Below are 19,145 nucleotides of genomic sequence, written 5' to 3'. Positions count from 1 at the left end.
ACATCCCTTCGAACCCAGCCCAGGCCGGGTGACCCCGCCCCCTGGGATGGGGCTTAGCGACGACAGGCTGGAGGAGCCCGCCGACGACGACGCCGAGTCCGCCGGTCGCAAACGCGGCGGCCCGGTGTCGCTGGCCGCCGGCATCGCCGTGCTGAAGGCGAAGCTGCGCACATTGCCGAACGCGCCCGGCGTCTATCGCATGCTGGATAAGCGTGGCGACGCGCTCTATGTCGGCAAGGCGCGCAGCCTGAAGAAGCGGGTGGTCGCCTATACCCAGCCCGAGCGCCTGCCCTACCGGCTGCAGCGCATGGTGGCGGAGACGGTGACGCTGGAGGTGGTGCGCACCCACACCGAGGTCGAGGCGCTGCTGCTGGAGAGCAACTACATCAAGCGCTTCATGCCGCGCTACAATGTGCTGCTGCGCGACGACAAGTCGTTCCCCTACATCCTGATCACCGGCGACCATGATTTCCCGCAGGTGGTGAAGCATCGCGGCGCGCGCGGGCGGCCCGGGCATTATTTCGGCCCCTTCGCCTCGGCCGGCGCGGTGAAGCAGACCCTGACCGCGCTGCAGCGCGCCTTTCTGCTGCGCAACTGCACCGACGCAATGTTCTCCAGCCGCACCCGGCCCTGCCTGCAATATCAGATCAAGCGCTGCACCGCGCCCTGCGTCGATTACGTGACGAAGGAGCAATATGGCGAGCAGGTGCGCGAGGCGCGCGACTTCTTCAGCGGCAAGAGCCGGCAGATCCAGCAGATGATGGTCGACCAGATGCAGGCCGCCAGCGAGGCGCTGGATTTCGAGGCCGCCGCCCTGTTCCGCGACCGCATCCGCGGCCTGTCGCACATCCAGTCGCACCAGGACATCAACGTGGCCGGGCTGGAGGATGCCGACATCGTCGCCGCGCATCAGGAAGGCGGGGCGACCTGCATCCAGGTATTCTTCTTCCGCGGCGGCCGCAACTACGGCAACCGGGCCTATTTCCCCAGCCATGAGAAGAATCTGGAGCTGGAGGCGGTGCTGGCCTCCTTCCTCGGCCAGTTCTACGACAACAAGACGCCGCCGCGCACGATCCTGCTGAGCCACGCGCCGGAGGAGCAGGAATTGCTGGCCGAGGCGCTGTCGATCAGCGCCGGCGTCAGGGTGGAGCTGTCGGTGCCGCAGCGCGGGCCGAAGCGCAAGGTGGTCGAGCACGCCGTCTCCAACGCCCGCGAGGCGCTGGGCCGGCGGCTGGCGGAGAGCAGCTCGCAGCGCAAGCTGCTGGACGGCGTGGCCGCCGCCTTCGGCATCGAGGGGCCGCTGGACCGGGTGGAGGTGTACGACAATTCCCACATCCAGGGCACCAACGCGATCGGCGCGATGATCGTCGCCGGGCCGGACGGGCTGATGAAGAACGCCTACCGCAAATTCAACATCCGCGCGACCGAGGTGGCCGGCGACGATTACGGCATGATGCGCGAGGTGCTGACCCGCCGCTTCGCCCGCGCGCTGAAGGAAGACCCGGACCGCGAGACCAATGCCTGGCCCGATCTGGTGCTAATCGATGGCGGCCTGGGCCAGCTCGGCATCGCGGTCGAGGTGCTGGCGGAGCTGGGCATCGGCGACGTGCCGCTGGTCTCCATCGCCAAGGGACCGGACCGCAATGCCGGGCGCGAGCGCTTCTTCATGCCAGATCGCGAGCCTTTCAGCCTGGAACCGCGCGACCCGGTGCTGTATTTCCTACAGCGCCTGCGCGACGAGGCGCACCGTTTCGCCATCGAGACGCACCGCGCCAAGCGGGCGAAGGCGATGGGCGTCTCCAGCCTGGACGGCGTTCCGGGCATCGGGGCCAAGCGCAAGAAGGCGCTGCTGCTGCATTTCGGTTCCGCAAGATCGGTCGAGCGCGCCGGATTGACGGATTTGGAGAATGTCGACGGCATCAGTAAAACCGTCGCTAAAAAAATATATGATCACTTCCATGACGAAGGGTAGGATCGCCCGAAGGGCGAAAGGCCCTGAGCACCGAAACATCGGGTCGTTCTTATGCTCACCAGCCTGCCGAATCTACTGACCCTGTCGCGGATCGCCGCGATTCCGGGGCTCGTCACCTTGTTGTTCTTCGACGCGCCGCTGTATCGCTGGCTGGCCTGCGGGCTGTTCGCGCTGGCCGCGATCACCGATTATTTCGACGGCTATCTGGCGCGCTCGATGGGGCAGATTTCCGCCTTCGGCCGGTTCATCGACCCGATCGCCGACAAGCTGTTCGTCGCCGCGACCCTGCTGATGCTGGTGCATGCCGAGCGGGTCAGCGAGATCAGCGTGCTGGCCGTGCTGATCATCCTGTGCCGGGAAATCCTGGTCTCCGGCCTGCGCGAGTTCCTGGCCGGCACCGCCGCCAGCCTGCCGGTGACCAATTTGGCGAAATGGAAGACCGGCATCCAGATGGCCTCCATCGGCGTGCTGATCATGGGCGATGTCGGCAATATGCTGATCCGCCCGATCCTGCAGATCGACCTGCCCCTGATGCTGATCGGCGAAATCCTCCTGTGGCTGGCGGCGCTGCTGACGCTGATCACCGGCTATGACTACCTGCGCGCCGGATTGCGCCATATGCGTGCGCCCAGCGAGCCGGCCCCGAAGCCCGACGCGGTGCTGAAGCGCGCCGAACCGGCCCGGCCGATTGGCTGACGCTCAGCGCATGAAAATCTTCGGCATCGCCGGCTGGAGCGGCAGCGGCAAGACGACGCTGATGGCCGAATTGCTGCCCGCCCTGGTGCGGCGCGGCCTGCGCGTCTCCACCGTGAAGCACGCGCATCACGCCTTCGACGTCGACAAGCCGGGCAAGGATTCCTACCGCCATCGCGAGGCGGGGGCGACCGAGGTGATGATCAGCTCCGCCGCGCGCTGGGCGCTGATGCACGAGCATCGCGGCGACGCCGAGCCGGATCTGGCGATGCTGATCCGCAACATGACGCCGGTCGACCTGCTGCTGGTCGAAGGCTTCAAGCATGAAGGCCATCCGAAGCTGGAAGTCTACCGCCCCTCGGTCGGCAAGCCGCCGCTGCACGCCAGCGACCCGATGGTCGTCGCGGTCGCCAGCGATGCCGAATTGCCCGACCTGGCCGTGCCGCTGCTGCCGCTGAACGATACCGAGGCGATCGCCCGCTTCATCGTCGGCTATTGCGGGTTGGACGCGCGGTAACCAGTATTACGGCATGGCCCAGCTCACCGACGATTGCTTCGCCTTCGGCGGCCGCCTCATCCCCATCGAGGAGGCGCTGACCGATCTCGACCGCCGCATCCGGCCGGTGGCGGAGATCGAATCAGCGGCGCTGCGCCAGGCGCGCGGACGCTACCTGGCCGAGGATTTGACCGCAGCACTGGACGTGCCGCCGCACGACAATTCCGCCGTCGACGGCTATGCCCTGTATTTCGACGATCTGCTGCCCGAGGGCACCACGCGCCTGCCGCTGGCCGGCCGCATCGCCGCCGGCCATATGCTGGACGGGCCAGCGCGGCGCGGGACCGCCATCCGCATCTTCACCGGCGCGCCGATGCCGGCGGGAGAGAATGGTTCCGGCCCCGACACGGTGATGATGCAGGAGGATTGCACCGAGGAAGACGGCGCGGTGCTGGTTCCCGCCGGGCTGAAGCGCGGCGCCAATCGGCGCAAGGCCGGCGAGGATGTGCAGGCCGGCGACCCGCTGCTGACCCGGGGCCATCTGCTGCGCCCGCAGGATATCGGCCTCGCCGCCGCCCAGGGGCTGACGCATCTGACCGTCTACCGGCCGCTGCGCGTGGCGATCTTCTCCACCGGCGACGAGGTGCGCGACCCGCCCGCCGACCTCGCCCCCGGCGTGATCTACGATTCCAACCGGCATACGCTGGCGGCGCTGCTGGACGGCATGGGCTGCGCCGTCACCGACCTGGGCATCCTGCCCGACGACCGCGCGGCCATCGCACGGGCGCTGGGCCGGGCCGCCGACGGCCATGACCTGATCCTCACCTCCGGCGGCGTGTCGGGCGGCGAGGAGGACCATGTGAAGGCCGCCGTGGAGCAACAGGGCTCGCTGCATTTCTGGCGTCTGGCGATCAAGCCAGGCCGCCCTGTGGCGCTGGGCCAGGTGGGCGCGGTGCCGTTCATCGGCCTGCCGGGCAACCCGGTGGCGGTGATGGTGACCTTCCTGCGCGTCGCCCGGCCGCTGATCCAGCGCCTGTCCGGCGGCATCCCCGCGCCGGCGCGGCTGTTCCCGGTGACCGCCGGATTCGACTACAAGAAGAAGCTGGACCGGCGCGAATATGTCCGCGTGACGCTGGCCGCCGATGGCGATGGCAAGCTGGTCGCCAGCCGTTTCCCGCGCGACGGGGCCGGCATCCTGTCCTCGATGGTCGCGGCCGATGGGCTGGTCGAGATCGGCGAGGCGATCACCCGCATCGAGGCCGGGGGCCTTGTCGATTTCCTGCCCTTCAGCGAGGTCGGATTGTGAAGCTGCTCTATTTCGCCTGGCTGCGCCAGAAGATCGGAACGGCGGAGGAGGATGTGACGCCCCCCGCCGAGGTTACCGACGTTGCCGGGCTGATCGACTGGCTGCGCGGGCGCGGCCCGGCCTATGCCGAGGCGCTGCGCGACGAGCGCGTGGTGAAGGTGGCGGTGAACCAGGAATATGTGCGCCGCGACCATCCGGTGCGGCCGGGCGACGAGATCGCCCTGTTCCCGCCGGTGACCGGAGGGTGACGCCATGATCCGGGTGCAGCGCGAGGATTTCGACATCGGCGCGGAGATATCGGCGCTGACCGCGGGCAACCACGCCATCGGCGGCGTCGCCTGCTTCGCCGGGCTGGTGCGCGACATGGCCGGCGGCGACGATATTTCCGCCATGACGCTGGAGCATTATCCCGGCATGACGGAAAAGGAGCTGGCGCGCATCGAGGCGGAGGCGCAGGCGCGCTGGCCGCTGGAAGCCAGCCTCATCGTCCATCGCTATGGACGGCTGGGGCCGGGCGAGCGCATCGTGCTGGTCGTCACCGCCTCGGCCCATCGCCAGGCCGCCTTCGACGCCGCGATGTTCCTGATGGACTTCCTGAAGACCAAGGCCCCGTTCTGGAAGCTGGAGGATACCGGCGGCGATGCCCGCTGGGTCGATGCCCGCGAGAGCGACGAATCCGCCCTGGAACGCTGGCGCAAACCGGCGCGATAGCCCATCCGGGCCCGCTAATCCATACCCTCTGCTTTTCCGATGTGAACATTTTGTCCCGTGCGGCGTTTATGCACTGACGGACCAGAAATTCAAAAGCCTGTCCTGGTTCGAAAAAGGTCACTGCAACTCTTTATGCTGCGGTTCGTTCCCCGCACAAATATCGGAGAAGAAGAATGTCTATCATTTCCTTGATCCTGACGCTGGTCGTCGTGGGCGTCATCCTGTGGGCGGTGAACACCTACATTCCGATGGACCGCAAAATCAAATCGATCCTGAATGTGGTCGTGGTGATTCTGGTGATCCTGTGGCTGCTGAACGTGTTCGGCGTGCTGGGCGGCGGCGTGCCGACCGTCAGCTAAACGCACAAACCCACTGAGATCGAGGGCCCGGCGGCGACGCCGGGCCCTTTTTCTTTGCTACGCCAGCCAGCCGGCGGTGCCGCGCAGCAGCGCCTCGGCCTGCGCCGCCATCCGTTCCAGCAGCGCCTCGGCCGGCGCGATATCGCGGATCATATCCGCCCCTTCCCCAGCGAACACGCCGGCGACGCTGACATCACGCGCGGCCACGGCGTCCTGATAGTGCGCCACCGCCGTCTCGCGATTCTCGGCCAGCGCCGGTTCCCGGCCGTGCCACGCCTCGGTGAACCGGTTGCGCGCGGCCCGGATGGTGAAGGGCTGCGGCCAGTCGAGCTGCCGGGCGACGTCGAACACCGTGGTGCGCAGCGTCTCGTCGCCGCCCAGGGAGACAATGCGCTGCTTCACCTCCGCCACCGCCAGCGATTCCTCGGCGGCGTAGAATCGCGTGCCGACCAGCGCCCCGTCCGCCCCCAGCATCAGCGCCGCCGCGAGGCCGCGCCCGTCGGCGATGCCGCCGGCGGCCAGCACCAGCGTCTCCGGCGCCGTCTCGCGGGCCAGGTCGGCCACCGCCGGGACCAGCGCGACGGTGCCGCGGGTCGCCCCATGCCCCCCTGCCTCCCCGCCCTGCGCCACCAGCATATCCGCCCCGGCCGCCAGCGCCGCGCGGGCATGGTCGAGCGTCTGCACCTGGCAGATCAGCGGGATGCCCGCCTGCCGGATTTTCGGCGCGAACGGGGCCGGATCGCCAAAGGACAGCATCACCGACGCCGGCCGATGCGCCAGCGCCAGATCCAGCAGATGCGGCTGCTTGGCCAGCGACCAGGTGATGAAACCGCAGCCGACGCGCTGGTTGCCGGCGGCTGCGAACTCCCGTTCCAGCCAGTCGGCATCGCCATAGCCGCCGCCGATCATGCCCAGCCCGCCCGCGGCGCTCACCGCCGCCGCCAGCCGCCCGCCGGAGACCAGCGCCATCGGCGCCAGCAGGATCGGATGGCGCAAGCCCAGCCGTTCGGTCAGGCGTGTGCGGATCGGCATGGCAGGCTCCCTCGGTCGGTGCCAGCAGGCGGACCGGCGTTTCGGCCCTGCCTTCGGCAGCGAATATTAGACGCATCCCAAATTATCCTTCCCCTGCGGGAAGGCTTGCCGATAATAGCGCTCCAACAGCCATTCGTCACAAGCCCATGCTCGACGTCAGAACTCTCCTGATCGTGATCTGCATCACGTCGTTCCTGCTCGGGATCGGCTGGTTCGTCATCTGGAGCGCGCAACGCAAGCTGCGCGGGCTGCGGACCTTCGGCGTGACGCTGATCATGTTCAGCATCGGCATCGCGCTGATGTCGCTGCGGGACATCATCGACCCGTTCTACAGCGTGATCCTCGCCAATTTCCTGATCAATCTCGGCCATGTCTGGATTGCCGACGGCATCGCCCGCTTCCTGAACCAGCCGCGCCGCTGGTGGGTCGGCGGCGCCGCCATCCTGATCACCGTGACCTTCTGGCCGCTGGCGACCTATCTGGCGCCGGAGAATGTCGGCATCCGGGTCGCCATGGCGGGCTTGCTGCTGGGCTCGCTGTTCGGCGTCATGGCGCTGTGCTTCTGGCGGGACCGCAGCCTGCCCCGGCCGCTGCGCTGGAGCATGATGGCGCTGCTGAGCGGCCACGGCGCCTTCCTTGCCGTGCGCGGGCTGCTGGCGCTGTTCCAGGACCCGACGAGCGACATGGTGGCCGACGAGAACATGCTGCACGGGCTGTTCTTCCTGGAGACGCTGATCTCGATGATCTTCATCTTCGTCGGGCTGGTGGCGATGGTGGCGGCCCGGCTGACCGCCGACATCCAGGACAAGAACCGCGCGCTGACGCTGGAGGTGGATCAGCGCCGGGCGTTGCAGGAGGATCTGTCCGCCTCCTTCGCCAAGGAACGGATGCTGCGCCAGGAGCAGCAATATTTCCTACATATGGTCAGCCATGAATTCCGCACCCCGCTGGCGGTCATCGACCGCGCGGCGGAGATGATCGGCATGCTGCTCTCTGCCCCCGGCGCGCCGGTGCTGACGCGCATCGCGGCGATTCGCGACGCGGTGCGCCGGCTAGTCATCCTGATCGACACCTTCTTGTCGATGGAGCGGCTGGACGAAGGCGCGCTGCGGCTTGAGCCGCTGGACATGCCGGCGATGATCGACGAGGTGCGCCGGCATTTCGCCGAGCATGACGCCATGGCCCGCATCGTGCTGCATCACCAGCCCGATGCGGTGACCACCATCGAGGGCGACCGCACCATGCTGCACACTGTCTTGGTGAATCTGGTCGACAACGCCTTGAAATATTCCCCGGCCGAGGAGCCGGTCACGCTGTCCTTGAGCACAGTGGGGGACCGGGTGACGCTGCGGGTGGAGGATAACGGCATCGGCATTCCCCGGCGCGAGGTCGCCTCGGTCGGCACCCGTTTCTTCCGCGCCTCCAACGCGCGCGCGATCTCCGGCACCGGCCTCGGCCTCTACACCGCCCGGCGGCTGGCGGAAACCCATGGCGGCCAGCTCAGCGTCGACAGCGATATCGGCCAGGGCACCCGCATCACCCTGTCGCTGCCGAAACAGCAAAAAGCCGTATAGCCGGCCTTCGAAGGTTGCAAGAACCGGCAGCAATCCGTATGCATGCTTTACATAAAAATTTTGGAACTCACGACGTTAGCCACAGACAAGGCATGTCACGCATCATTGTTGTCGAAGACGAACCGTCGCTGCGTACCGATCTGGTGGAATATCTGCGCGGCTGCGGTCATGACGTGGCGGGCGCCGGCTCCGCCCGCGCCCTGCTGCCGCTGCTGGCGGAACAGCCGGCCGATATCGTCATACTCGACATTACCCTGCCGGACGGCGACGGGCTGAGCCTGGCGCGCCAGCTGCGCGCCCAGTCGCGCTGCGGCATCATCATCCTGACCGCGCATAGCGGCGCGCAGACCCGCATCGACGGGCTGGACAGCGGCGCCGACATCTATCTGGTGAAAACCGCCACCCTGCGCGAGATCGAGGCCACCGTGCGCAGCCTGCTGCGCCGCCTGGCGCTGGCCGACGCGCCAACGCCGAAAAGCTGGCGGCAGGACCCGACCAACTGGCTACTGATCGCCCCGAACGACCAGAGCGTGCAGCTGACCGCCACCGAGCTGGCCTTCATGGCCGCCCTGATGGCCAATCCGGGGGCCGCCTGCACCCGGGAAAGCCTGACCCAGGCCCTCGACCGCCCGGCGCAAAGCGGCACCGACCGCAACCTCGACGCCGTCGTCCGCCGCCTGCGCCGCAAGATCGAGCAGGCCACCGGCCTGCCCGCCCCGATCAAGATGAGCTACGGCAAGGGCTACATCTTCACCGGGGCCGATCCGGCTTAGACCTTCGCCTGCAGGTTTGAGGCGCATAATTCCTCACGACGCAACCATAGGTCTTGACGGCGGCAGCGGCGTCGCGGATCGTTTCGGGCATGATCGACACCCCCGGATACCGCCGCATTCCCAGCGAGCAGGAGCGTGTGGACTGGCTGCGGCTGATCCGCACCGAGAATGTCGGGCCGGTCACCTTCCGCCAGCTTCTGGGCCGCTATGGCAGCGTCGGGCGGGCGCTGGAGGCGCTGCCGGAGCTGGCGCGTCAGGGCGGCCGGGCGAAGCCGCTGAGCCTGTATCCGAAAGCGGTGGCGGAGCGCGAATTGGCGGCGCTGGCGCGGCTCGGCGCCACGCTGGTGACGCTGGTCGACCCCGCTTATCCCCCGGCCCTGGCCGCCGTGCCCGACGCGCCGCCGGTCTTCTCACTGCGCGGCCATGCGTATCTGCTGGAAAAGCCGACCGTGGCCATCGTCGGCGCGCGCAACGCCTCGGCCAATGGGCGCACCCTGGCGGAGCGCATCGCGCGCGGGCTGGGCGAGGCCGGGTTCCTGGTCGCCTCCGGCCTGGCGCGCGGCATCGACGCGGCGGCGCATGCCGGCTCGCTGGCGCAGGGCACGGCGGCGGTGGTGGCCGGCGGCATCGACGTGATCTATCCGGAGGAGAATACCGGCCTTTACGAGGATATCTGGCAGCAGGGCGTCATCATCGCCGAATCCGCCCCCGGCACGCAGCCGACGGCGCGGCACTTCCCGCGCCGCAACCGCATCATCTCCGGCCTGGCGCTGGGCACGGTGGTGGTGGAGGCGGCGGAGCGTTCCGGCTCGCTGATCACCGCGCGCTTCGCCGGCGAGCAGGGGCGCGAGGTGATGGCCGTCCCCGGCTCCCCGCTCGACCCGCGCTGCCGCGGCACCAACCGGCTGATCCGCACCGGCGCCACCCTGGTGGAGACCGCCGAGGATGTGATCGAGGCGGTGTCGCCGATGCTGCGACGCCCGCTTTCGGAGGGCACGCCCGACCTGTTCGACCAGCCTCCGGTCGAGCCCGATGCCGGAACCCTGACCCAAGCGCGGCGGCAAGTCATTGAATTATTAGGCCCTTCACCTGTCTCTGTTGACGAACTGATCCGCCAATGCCAATTGTCACCGTCGATTGTCCTGACGGTGCTGCTGGAAATCGACCTCGCGGGACGGCTGGAAAGGCTGCCCGGCAACAAGGTCGCCCTCCGGGTCGTCGGCGACTGATCGTAGGGCTCCATTCGCCCGCCATCGTCCCGAAACCACGAAAGGTAACGTGGCCCGGCCATGAACGTCGTCATCGTCGAATCGCCCGCGAAGGCCAAGACGATCAATAAGTATCTGGGCGACGACTATAGGGTCGTGGCCAGCTTCGGGCATGTCCGCGACCTGCCGCCGAAAGACGGCTCGGTCGACCCGGAGCAGGATTTCGCGATGATCTGGGAGGTCGATGGCCGCTCGGAAAAGCACATCAAGGACATATTGAAGGAGATGAAGGGGGCCGACCGGCTCTATCTCGCCACCGACCCGGATCGCGAGGGCGAGGCGATCTCCTGGCATGTGAAGGAAGTGCTGGAGCAGCGCCGGGTGCTGAAGGGCGTGGACGTGAAGCGCGTCACCTTCAACGAGATCACCAAGAACGCCGTGCTCGACGCGATGGCCAACCCGCGCGAGTTGAACCGCGAGATGGTCGACGCCTATCTGGCGCGCCGCGCGCTGGACTATCTGGTCGGCTTCACCCTGTCGCCGGTGCTGTGGCGCAAGCTGCCCGGTTCCAAGTCGGCGGGGCGCGTGCAATCGGTCGCCTTGCGGCTGGTGTGCGAGCGCGAGGCCGAGATCGAGGTTTTCCGGCCGCAGGAATATTGGTCGGTCGCCGCCGAGATGACCACCAAGGCGGGCGATAAATTCACCGCCAACCTGACCCAGCTCAACGGCAAGAAGCTGGGCAAGATGGATTTGAAGGACCAGGCCGCCGCCGAACGCGCCGTGGCCGCCATCAAGGCCGGGCGCTATGCCGTCGCCGAGTTGGAGAAGAAGACGGTCAAGCGGCACCCGCAGCCGCCCTTCACCACCTCCACCCTGCAGCAGGAGGCCTCGCGCAAGCTGGGCTTCTCCGCCAGCCGCACCATGCAGGTCGCCCAACGCCTGTATGAGGGCGTGGATATCGGCGGCGAGACCCAGGGTCTGATCACCTATATGCGGACCGATGGCGTGCAGATCAGCCGTGAGGCCGTGGGGGCCGCGCGCGGCCTGATCGCCCGCGACTATGGCGACAAATACGTGCCGGACGTGCCCCGCGCCTATTCGACCAAGGCGAAGAACGCCCAGGAAGCGCATGAGGCGGTGCGCCCGACCGATTTGTTCCGCCGCCCGAAGGATGTGGCCCGCTTCCTGGAGCCGGACCAGCTGAAGCTGTACGAGCTGGTCTGGAAGCGCACCGTCGCCAGCCAGATGCAGAGCGCGGCGCTGGACCAGACCGCCGCCGACATTGCCACGCCGGACGGCACGGTGGTGCTGCGCGCGACCGGCTCCATCATCACCTTCGACGGCTTCCTGACGCTGTATCAGGAAAGCCGCGACGAGCCGGCCGAGGATGATGAAAGCCGCCTGCTGCCGCCGATGGCGAAGGGCGACCCGATGGGCCTGGGCCTGGTGAAGCCGGACCAGCATTTCACCCAGCCGCCGCCGCGCTATTCGGAGGCCAGCCTGGTGAAGAAGCTGGAGGAGCTGGGCATCGGCCGCCCCTCCACCTATGCCAGCATCCTGCAGGTGCTGCAGGACCGGAACTATGTGCGGCTGGAAAAGCGCCGCTTCGTGCCGGAGGACCGGGGCCGCATGGTCACCGCCTTCCTGTCGAATTTCTTCGAGCGGTACGTCCAGTATAATTTCACCGCCGAACTGGAGAACCAGCTCGACGACATCTCCGGCGGGCGGATTGACTACAAGCAGGTGCTGCGCGATTTCTGGCAGCATTTCCGGGGCGCCATCGACGGCACCAAGGATCTGACCATCACCCAGGTGCTGGATGCGCTGGACGCCGATCTGGGGCCGCATTTCTTCCCCGAGACGGCGGACGGCACCGACCCGCGCCGCTGCCCGTCCTGCGGCACCGGCCGGCTGGGGCTGAAGCTGGGCCGCAATGGCGGCTTCATCGGCTGCTCCAACTATCCCGAATGCCGCCACACCCGCGCGCTGACCCTGCCGGGCGACGATGATTCGGCGGAAGGCGGCCTGCCCGACGGCGGCACGAAGGAACTGGGCACCGACCCCGCCACCGGCCTTGGCGTTTCTATGCGCAAGGGGCCGTACGGCGTCTATATCCAGCTTGGCGAGGCCAATGGCGAGGAGAAGCCGAAGCGCGTCTCGCTGCCCAAGGGGGCGTCGCCGGCCAGCATCGATTTGGAAGGCGCCTTGTCCCTGCTGTCGCTGCCGCGCGAGATCGGCAAGGACCCGGAATCGGGCGAGCAGATCACCGCCGGCATCGGCCGCTTCGGCCCCTATGTGGGCCGCTTCGGCCCCTATGTGCAGCATGACGGGGTGCGCGCCAATCTGAAGAAGGACATGGATGCCGAGGCGGTGACGCTGGAGCAGGCTGTCGCGCTGGTCGATGCCAAGGGCCCGGCCAAGGGCAAGAAGGCGACCGCAAAAAAAGCCCCGGCCAAGAAAGCCGCCCCGAAAAAGGCCGCGCCCAAGAAAGCGGCGGCCAACGGCGCGGAAAAGAAGGCCCCGGCGAAAAAGGCCGCCCCGAAGAAGGCTGCGGCCAAGAAGCCGGCCAAGACGGACGACGCAACCCAGCCTCCCCCGTGGAAGGCCGACTAGGTGGCCAAGAAACCGACGCCCGGCTTCCCCACGCGCGAGCAGATCGCCGAATTCATCCGCGACAGCCCGGTTCCCGTCGGCAAGCGGGAGGTGGCGCGCGCTTTCAGCATCTCCGGCGATGACCGGATGCTGCTGAAGAAGGTGATGCGCGAGCTGGAGGCCAGCGGCGACATCGACCGCGGCCGCAAGCGCAAGCTGGCCAAGCCCGGCAGCCTGCCGGAAATAATCGTGGTCGAGGTGGTGGAGATCGATGCCGATGGCGAGCCCATCGGCGTCCCCGCGATCTGGAAGGAGGCCGGCCGGCCGCCGCGCATCATGCTGGCCCCGGACCGCCCCGGCAGCCCATCAATCACCACCGGCGAACGGGTGCTGGCCCGGCTGCGCCGCGTCGGTCCCGACCTCTATGAGGGCCGCGTCATCCGCAAGCTGGGCGGGCCGGCCAACCGCGTGCTCGGCGTCTACGATCTGGGCGGCGACGGCGGCGTGCTGCGCCCGACCGATCGCAAGCACCGCCAGGAATACCGCATCGACAAGCGCGATTCCGCCGGGGCCAAGCCCGGCGACCTGGTGGTGGCGGAGATTATCCGCGCCCCCCGCCTGGGCGTGCAGAGCGCCAAGGTGGTGGAGTTGCTGGGCTCGACCGGCAATCCGCGCTCGATCAGCCTGATCGCGATCTACACCAACGACATTCCGACCGAATTCCCGCCCGCGGCCTTGGCCCAGGCGGAGAAGGCGAAGCCGGTGACGCTGGGCAAGCGCAAGGATCTGCGCGGCATTCCCCTGGTCACCATCGACGGCGCGGATGCGCGCGACTTCGACGATGCGGTGTTCGCCGAGCCGGACGCCAACCCGCAGAATCCCGGCGGCTGGCACCTGATGGTCGCGATCGCCGACGTGGCGCATTATGTGCGCCCCGGCGACGCGCTGGACAAAAGCGCCTATGAGCGCGGCAATTCGGTCTATTTCCCCGACCGGGTGGTGCCGATGTTGCCCGAAGCGCTGTCCAACGATCTCTGCTCGCTGCGGCCGCACGAGGACCGCGCCTGCATGGCCGTGCATATGTGGATCGATGCGCAGGGCAGGAAGATCAGCCATAAATTCGTGCGCGGCCTGATGCGCTCCACCGCCCGGCTGACCTACGAGCAGGCGCAGGCCGCCATCGACGGCCGCACCGACGAGACGACGGAGCCGCTGGTCGAGCCGGTGCTGAAGCCGCTGTTCGCCGCCTACAAGGCGCTGGACAAGGCGCGCCGGCTGCGCGGCACGCTGGAGCTGGATCTGGCGGAGCGCCAGGTCGTGCTGGGGGCGGACGGCATGGTGCAGTCGATCCGCAACCGGGAACGCTTCGACAGCCACAAGCTGATCGAGGAATTCATGATCCTGGCCAATGTCTGCGCCGCCGAGACCATTGAGAGCCTGCGTCTGCCCTGCATGTACCGCGTGCATGACGAGCCGGATGCGGAAAAGCTGGAAGGCCTGCGCGAGGTGCTGCACGGCATCGAGCTCAATCTGGCCAAGGGCCAGGTCATGACGCCGAAGCATTTCAACCATATCCTGGCCCAGGTTCGCGGCGGCCCGAACGAGCAGATGGTGAACCAGCTGGTGCTGCGCTCCCAGGCGCAGGCGGTCTACAGCCCCGACAATCTGGGGCATTTCGGCCTGGCCTTGCAGCGCTACGCGCATTTCACCTCGCCGATCCGCCGTTATTCCGACCTGCTGGTGCATCGCGCCCTGATCCGCGGCCTGAAGCTGGGCACCGGCGCGCTGTCCGACGATGAGCTGCCGCGCTTCGCTGAGATCGGCGAGCATATCTCCATCACCGAACGCCGCGCCGCCCATGCCGAGCGCGACGCTATCGACCGCTACGTCACCGCCTTCATGGCCGACCGGGTGGGCGCGCTGTTCCAGGGCCGCATCAACGGCGTCACCCGCTTCGGCCTGTTCATCACGCTGGACGAGACCGGGGCCGACGGCTTCGTGCCGATCCGCACCCTGCCGAACGATTATTACGACCATGACGATGTGCGCCACCAACTGGTCGGCCGGTCGCGCGGCCTGACGCTGACCATGGGCGACCGGGTCGAGGTTCGGCTGGCGGAAGCCGACCAGGTGACCGGCGGCCTGCTGTTCGAGCTGATGGAGGGCGGCACCCAGGGCGAGCCGATGGCCGGCCGCTCCGCCCGGCAGAAAATGGGCAGCCGGACCGGTCCCGGAAAATCGCGCCGCCCCGCCTTGCCGCGCAAGGGCGGGAAAAAATCGACCAAAGCGGCGCGTAAACGATAATTCCGCTGGAATCCTCTGGTTTTCCAAACTGGTTTGCGCAAACAATAGTGTAATCGGCGGGGCGGCGCGGCCGCCGCATCGATTGGCGTTATCGCGTTCCTCCCCGGTCGCCGGCCAAGGCAGGGCCGACGCTGAGGACGGTTCGGCGTCGTCGGAATGGCTTACGGAGTGGCGCGTTAGGACATCATGTCGGAATTTAACGGCCTGGACGGGCAGATGTCAGGCTTGGCCCATCGTGTGAGATCGACGCTCATCCTGGCGGCGGTGCTGGTCTTGACCAATTCCTGCGCCAGCACGGTCGACCCATCCCCTGCGCCGCGCGAGTTTCAGGCCCGCGACGCAGCCGAGGTTTTCGCCGCCGGCTACGACAATATCCGCGAATATTACCTGGAGCCGGTGCAGATCGGCAGCGTGGCGCTGCACGGCATGCAGGGCTTGCAGGGGCTGGACCCGGCGGTTTCCGTTTCCAGCGGCGAGGAGAAGGTGCGCCTGTCGGTCGGGCGCGCCGTGATCGGCGAGTTTCCCGCCCCGCGCGAGGATGATTCGGTGCGCTGGGGCATGCTGACGGCGGCCGTCATCCTGGCCGGCCGCTCCTCCTCCGCGGAGCTGGCCAAAACCCCGCCGGAGCAGCTCTACCGCACCGTGTTCGAGGCGTCCTTCAAGGATCTCGACCGGTTCTCCCGCTATGCCGACTACGACACGGCGCGCGACAACCGGGCGCAGCGCGAGGGTTTCGGCGGCATCGGCGTCTCCTTGCTGCCGGACGAGCAAAAAGTGGTTATCGCCAACGTCATGCCGGAAACCCCGGCGGCGCGCGGCGGGCTGAAGGCCGGCGACGAGATCACTCAGATCGACGGCCAACCGGTCCAGGGCCTGTCCAGCCGCGACGTGGTGAACCGGCTGCGCGGCGTGATCGGCACGCCGGTGGCGCTCACATTGCATCGCCCGGTCAATGGCGCTTCGGCGGAGACGCTGAACGTCTCCGTGCGCCGGGCGCGAATCGTGCCGACAACGGTTACCTTCGAGCGGGTGGACGACATCGCCCATATCCGCATGAACGGCTTCAACCAGGACACCACCGCCTCGCTGTCCAAGGCGATGGTCGAGGCGTGGCGCGAGATCGGCCCGCGCATGGCCGGGGTGATCCTCGATCTGCGCGGCAATCCCGGCGGGCTGCTGGACCAGGCGGTGTCGGTGGCCGATATGTTCATCCCGACCGGGGAGATCATCTCCACGCGCGGCCGGCACCCGCATTCGATGCAGCGCTACGATGCGCGCAGCGACGATATCGCCCAGGGCCTGCCCATGGTGGTGCTGATCAATGGCGCATCCGCCTCCGCCTCGGAGATCGTGGCCGCCGCCTTGCAGGATACCGGCCGGGCGCTGGTGATCGGCACCCGCTCCTTCGGCAAGGGCTCGGTGCAGACCGTGATCCGCCTGCCGAACGAGGGCGAGATGACGCTGACCTGGGCGCGGCTGTTCGCCCCCTCCGGCTATGCGCTGTCTACCTATGGCGTGCTGCCGACCGTGTGCACGGCCAATTACACCGACGACCCGGTGCAGGTGATCAGCGACCTGCGGCGGGGCGCGGTGCGTCCCTCCGCCCTGCTGAACGCACGCCGCGTGGTCGCCGACCTGGACGCCAACCGGCAGAAGGAGCTGCGCGAGGCGTGCCCCTCCAAGCCGGCGCATAATGAGAGCATCGACCTCGATGTCGCCCGCCTGCTGGTCCACGACCCCGAACTGCTGACCCGGATGCGTGAAATGTCAGTCGTCGCTGTTGCCCAGAAGGCCCAGTGAAGACTCAGCGGGGGCGCGAAAGCGCGTGACAGCGCAGCTTATGCCTTGACAGGAGATTTCCTGCGGCTATGTTCTGCGCCTCTTATTCAACAGCTCTAACAGTGGACCGGCCGCCATGGCGAAGTCGAATACCCTTCTGATCAAGCTCATCAGCAGCGCCGACACGGGCTATTTCTACGTCGCGAAGAAGAATCCGCGGACGATGACCGGCAAGCTGGAGCTGAAGAAGTACGACCCGAAGGTGCGCAAGCACGTCGTTTTCCGGGAATCGAAGATCAAGTAAGACCGCTCTTTTGAGCGTATCTCGATAGTGGGGCCGCCTTCGGGCGGCCTTTGTCGTTTCCGGGCAGCCTCAATCGGCCGAATTCAGCGTGCGAACGCCCTTATTCCCCGGCGTCTCGATGGCCGGATCGTATAGCCGCACGCAATTGCGCCCGGCATTCTTGGCGTGATATAGCGCGATATCGGCCCGGCGCAGCAGCTCGGTCGGGTCGCCCTGCACCTCGGCATTGTCGGCGATGCCGATACTGACCGACAGATCGATGCTCTCGGTCGACGCCGCGTCGCGCATGAAGGGGGCCTCGGCGATCTTGCGGCGCAGCCGCTCCGCCACCCGTTCGGCGATTTCACGGTCGGCGTCTGGCATGACGATGACGAACTCCTCGCCGCCGAGCCGCGCGACAAGATCGAAATTCCGCACATTCACCAGGATGCGCTTGGCGATCTCGCGCAGCACATCGTCGCCGACGACATGGCCATAGGTGTCGTTCACCCGCTTGAAGTGATCCAGATCCATCAGCAGGATCGACATCGCCTTGTTGCTGCCGCCGGTGCGCGTGGTCAGCCCCTGCAGATGGCTGAACAGATAGCGTCGGTTATACAGGCCGGTCAGGCTGTCGGTCAGCGCCAGCGACAGGCTCTTCTCGTAATTGTCGCGCAGCCGGTCCTGGTAGCGCCGCCGGCGAATCTGGGTGCGCACCCGGGCCATCAATTCGTTGCGGTCGATCGGCTTGATCAGATAATCGTTCACGCCGAGGTCGAGACCCTTGGCGATGCGCGGCATCTGATCATCCTCGCCGACCAGCAGGATCGGCACCTGGCGGGTCTTCTCCTGCGCGCGCAATTGCGAGCAGACGCGCAGCGCGTCGCCCTGGCTCAACCCCAGGCTGGTGATGACCAGATCGTAATCGCCGGTAGCCGCCCGCTCCACACCCTTGGTGGGCGACATCTCGGTGTCGATCCGCGACGCGCCGGCGCGCAGGATATCCTCGATATTGGCGATATCGATGGGGTTGTCCTCGACGATCAGGATAGCCGCGTCAGCGGTGTCGACCTCCTTCACCTGGTCGGCCTGCAACATGACGCCCAGTTCGTGCGAGGTCTGCTCGCGCAACCGCCATTCATCCATCATGGTCTTCAGCCGCACCAGGGACCGCACCCGCGCGAACAGCGCGATGTCGTTCACCGGCTTGGTCAGGAAATCGTCGGCGCCGGATTCCAGCCCCTTCACCCGGTCGCTATTGTCCGACAGGGCGGTCACCATGACCACGGGGATGTGCTGGGTCTTCACATTGGCTTTCAGCCGCCGGCACACCTCAAAGCCGTCCATTGCCGGCATCATGATGTCGAGCAGGATGATATCCGGCGATTCCTTATCCGCCAGGATCAGCGCGTCGGGGCCGTTCATCGCCGTGATCACGTTGAAATACTCCGCCGAAAGCTTGGCTTCCAGCAGCTTCACATTCGGCAGAACATCGTCGACGACCAGCACGCGACCAGGCATGGGCTCAGCTCAGGAATTTCTGAACGGTCTCCAGGAAATTCTGCACCGAGATCGGCTTCGCGATATAGGCCTCGCAACCGCCCTCCCGGATTTTCTCCTCGTCCCCCTTCATGGCGAAGGCCGTGACGGCGATCACCGGGATCGATTTCAGCCGGTCATCCTCCTTGATCCATTTGGTTACCTCCAGGCCGGAAACCTCCGGCAACTGAATATCCATCAGGATCAGGTCGGGATGATGCTCACGCGCGATCCGCAGCGCCTCCATACCGTCGCGGGTCTGCAGAATGTCGTAGCCATGCGCTTCCAGCAGATCGTGGAAAAGCTTCATGTTCAGTTCGTTATCCTCGACGATCAGAACTGTCTTCGGCATTCTTCCTCCGTTTGGCGGCTTCCTGCCGCCCGGCATCGGCGCCCCGCTGGAACCTCTGGGCCCCCAGCGCGCTTTTCCCGACAAGCTTATCCGATTATTACCAAGACCACGCGATTTTTCCGAAACGGTTTGTTTCGTATATCGGCCAAGCCTTTTAACCATAAGTCATGAA

Annotated in this window: 17 protein-coding genes; 14 read left to right on the top strand and 3 right to left on the bottom strand. The window is 66.9% G+C overall.

The features are described from left to right. Positions 1-46 precede the first annotated feature (46 nt). From uvrC to AUP43_RS07640, 7 genes are all read left to right on the top strand, one after another. Entirely contained in the window at positions 47-1,972 is a 1,926-nt protein-coding gene (gene uvrC / locus AUP43_RS07670) for an excinuclease ABC subunit UvrC (RefSeq protein WP_198154847.1), read from the top strand. A gap of 51 nt (positions 1,973-2,023) precedes the next feature. Beyond that, the gene (gene pgsA, locus AUP43_RS07665) at positions 2,024-2,668 is read left to right on the top strand and encodes a CDP-diacylglycerol--glycerol-3-phosphate 3-phosphatidyltransferase (RefSeq protein ID WP_067554676.1); all 645 of its coding nucleotides are present in this window, start codon (positions 2,024-2,026) and stop codon (positions 2,666-2,668) included. Positions 2,669-2,678: 10 nt separating this feature from the next. Beyond that, positions 2,679-3,182 (top strand): molybdopterin-guanine dinucleotide biosynthesis protein B, encoded by a 504-nt coding sequence (gene mobB / locus AUP43_RS07660; RefSeq protein ID WP_067554673.1) that lies wholly within the window; start codon positions 2,679-2,681, stop codon positions 3,180-3,182. A 13-nt stretch (positions 3,183-3,195) separates the two neighbouring features. Then, entirely contained in the window at positions 3,196-4,467 is a 1,272-nt protein-coding gene (locus AUP43_RS07655) for a molybdopterin molybdotransferase MoeA (RefSeq protein ID WP_067554671.1), read from the top strand. Beyond that, the gene (gene moaD, locus AUP43_RS07650; protein ID WP_067554668.1) at positions 4,464-4,715 is read left to right on the top strand and encodes a molybdopterin converting factor subunit 1; all 252 of its coding nucleotides are present in this window, start codon (positions 4,464-4,466) and stop codon (positions 4,713-4,715) included. The genes AUP43_RS07655 and moaD overlap by 4 nt, the downstream gene beginning before the upstream one ends. Before the next feature lie 4 nt (positions 4,716-4,719). Further along, positions 4,720-5,178 (top strand): molybdenum cofactor biosynthesis protein MoaE, encoded by a 459-nt coding sequence (locus tag AUP43_RS07645; RefSeq protein ID WP_067554665.1) that lies wholly within the window; start codon positions 4,720-4,722, stop codon positions 5,176-5,178. A 173-nt stretch (positions 5,179-5,351) separates the two neighbouring features. Then, the gene (locus tag AUP43_RS07640) at positions 5,352-5,537 is read left to right on the top strand and encodes a Thivi_2564 family membrane protein (protein ID WP_067554662.1); all 186 of its coding nucleotides are present in this window, start codon (positions 5,352-5,354) and stop codon (positions 5,535-5,537) included. A 57-nt stretch (positions 5,538-5,594) separates the two neighbouring features. On the opposite strand, the gene AUP43_RS07635 is transcribed toward AUP43_RS07640, so the two are convergent. Next, complete coding sequence (locus AUP43_RS07635; protein ID WP_067554659.1) at positions 5,595-6,569, bottom strand: NAD(P)H-dependent flavin oxidoreductase; 975 nt, start codon at positions 6,567-6,569, stop codon at positions 5,595-5,597. Positions 6,570-6,715: 146 nt separating this feature from the next. On the opposite strand from AUP43_RS07635, the gene AUP43_RS07630 reads away from it, so the two are divergent. The 7 genes from AUP43_RS07630 (at position 6,716) to rpmG (ending at position 17,103) form a co-directional block, all read left to right on the top strand. Next, a complete protein-coding gene (locus AUP43_RS07630) occupies positions 6,716-8,143 on the top strand; it encodes a sensor histidine kinase (RefSeq protein ID WP_067554656.1) in 1,428 nt (475 codons plus the stop codon). A gap of 92 nt (positions 8,144-8,235) precedes the next feature. Continuing rightward, on the top strand, positions 8,236-8,916 hold the full coding sequence (locus AUP43_RS07625) for a response regulator transcription factor (RefSeq protein WP_067554653.1): 681 nt from the start codon (positions 8,236-8,238) through the stop codon (positions 8,914-8,916). 89 nt (positions 8,917-9,005) lie between these two features. After that, positions 9,006-10,145: a DNA-processing protein DprA gene (gene dprA / locus AUP43_RS07620; protein ID WP_067554651.1), complete on the top strand. Its 1,140-nt coding sequence runs from the start codon at positions 9,006-9,008 to the stop codon at positions 10,143-10,145. A 60-nt stretch (positions 10,146-10,205) separates the two neighbouring features. Further along, complete coding sequence (topA, locus tag AUP43_RS07615) at positions 10,206-12,737, top strand: type I DNA topoisomerase (RefSeq protein ID WP_067554648.1); 2,532 nt, start codon at positions 10,206-10,208, stop codon at positions 12,735-12,737. Next, positions 12,738-15,020, top strand: a complete 2,283-nt coding sequence (gene rnr, locus AUP43_RS07610; RefSeq protein WP_067554645.1) for a ribonuclease R — start codon at positions 12,738-12,740, stop codon at positions 15,018-15,020. 237 nt (positions 15,021-15,257) lie between these two features. Beyond that, positions 15,258-16,820: a S41 family peptidase gene (locus AUP43_RS07605; protein ID WP_198154846.1), complete on the top strand. Its 1,563-nt coding sequence runs from the start codon at positions 15,258-15,260 to the stop codon at positions 16,818-16,820. Between the two features lie 115 nt (positions 16,821-16,935). Then, a complete protein-coding gene (gene rpmG, locus AUP43_RS07600) occupies positions 16,936-17,103 on the top strand; it encodes a 50S ribosomal protein L33 (RefSeq protein ID WP_067554639.1) in 168 nt (55 codons plus the stop codon). A gap of 69 nt (positions 17,104-17,172) precedes the next feature. On the opposite strand, the gene AUP43_RS07595 is transcribed toward rpmG, so the two are convergent. Further along, positions 17,173-18,603, bottom strand: a complete 1,431-nt coding sequence (locus tag AUP43_RS07595) for a PleD family two-component system response regulator (protein WP_067554636.1) — start codon at positions 18,601-18,603, stop codon at positions 17,173-17,175. Positions 18,604-18,607: 4 nt separating this feature from the next. Further along, the gene (locus AUP43_RS07590) at positions 18,608-18,973 is read right to left on the bottom strand and encodes a response regulator (protein WP_067554633.1); all 366 of its coding nucleotides are present in this window, start codon (positions 18,971-18,973) and stop codon (positions 18,608-18,610) included. Positions 18,974-19,145: the final 172 nt, after the last annotated feature.

Source organism: Oceanibaculum pacificum (assembly GCF_001618175.1).
In the GTDB taxonomy this organism is placed as follows: Bacteria; Pseudomonadota; Alphaproteobacteria; order Oceanibaculales; family Oceanibaculaceae; genus Oceanibaculum; species Oceanibaculum pacificum.
This window is presented reverse-complemented; position numbering and strand designations above follow the sequence as displayed.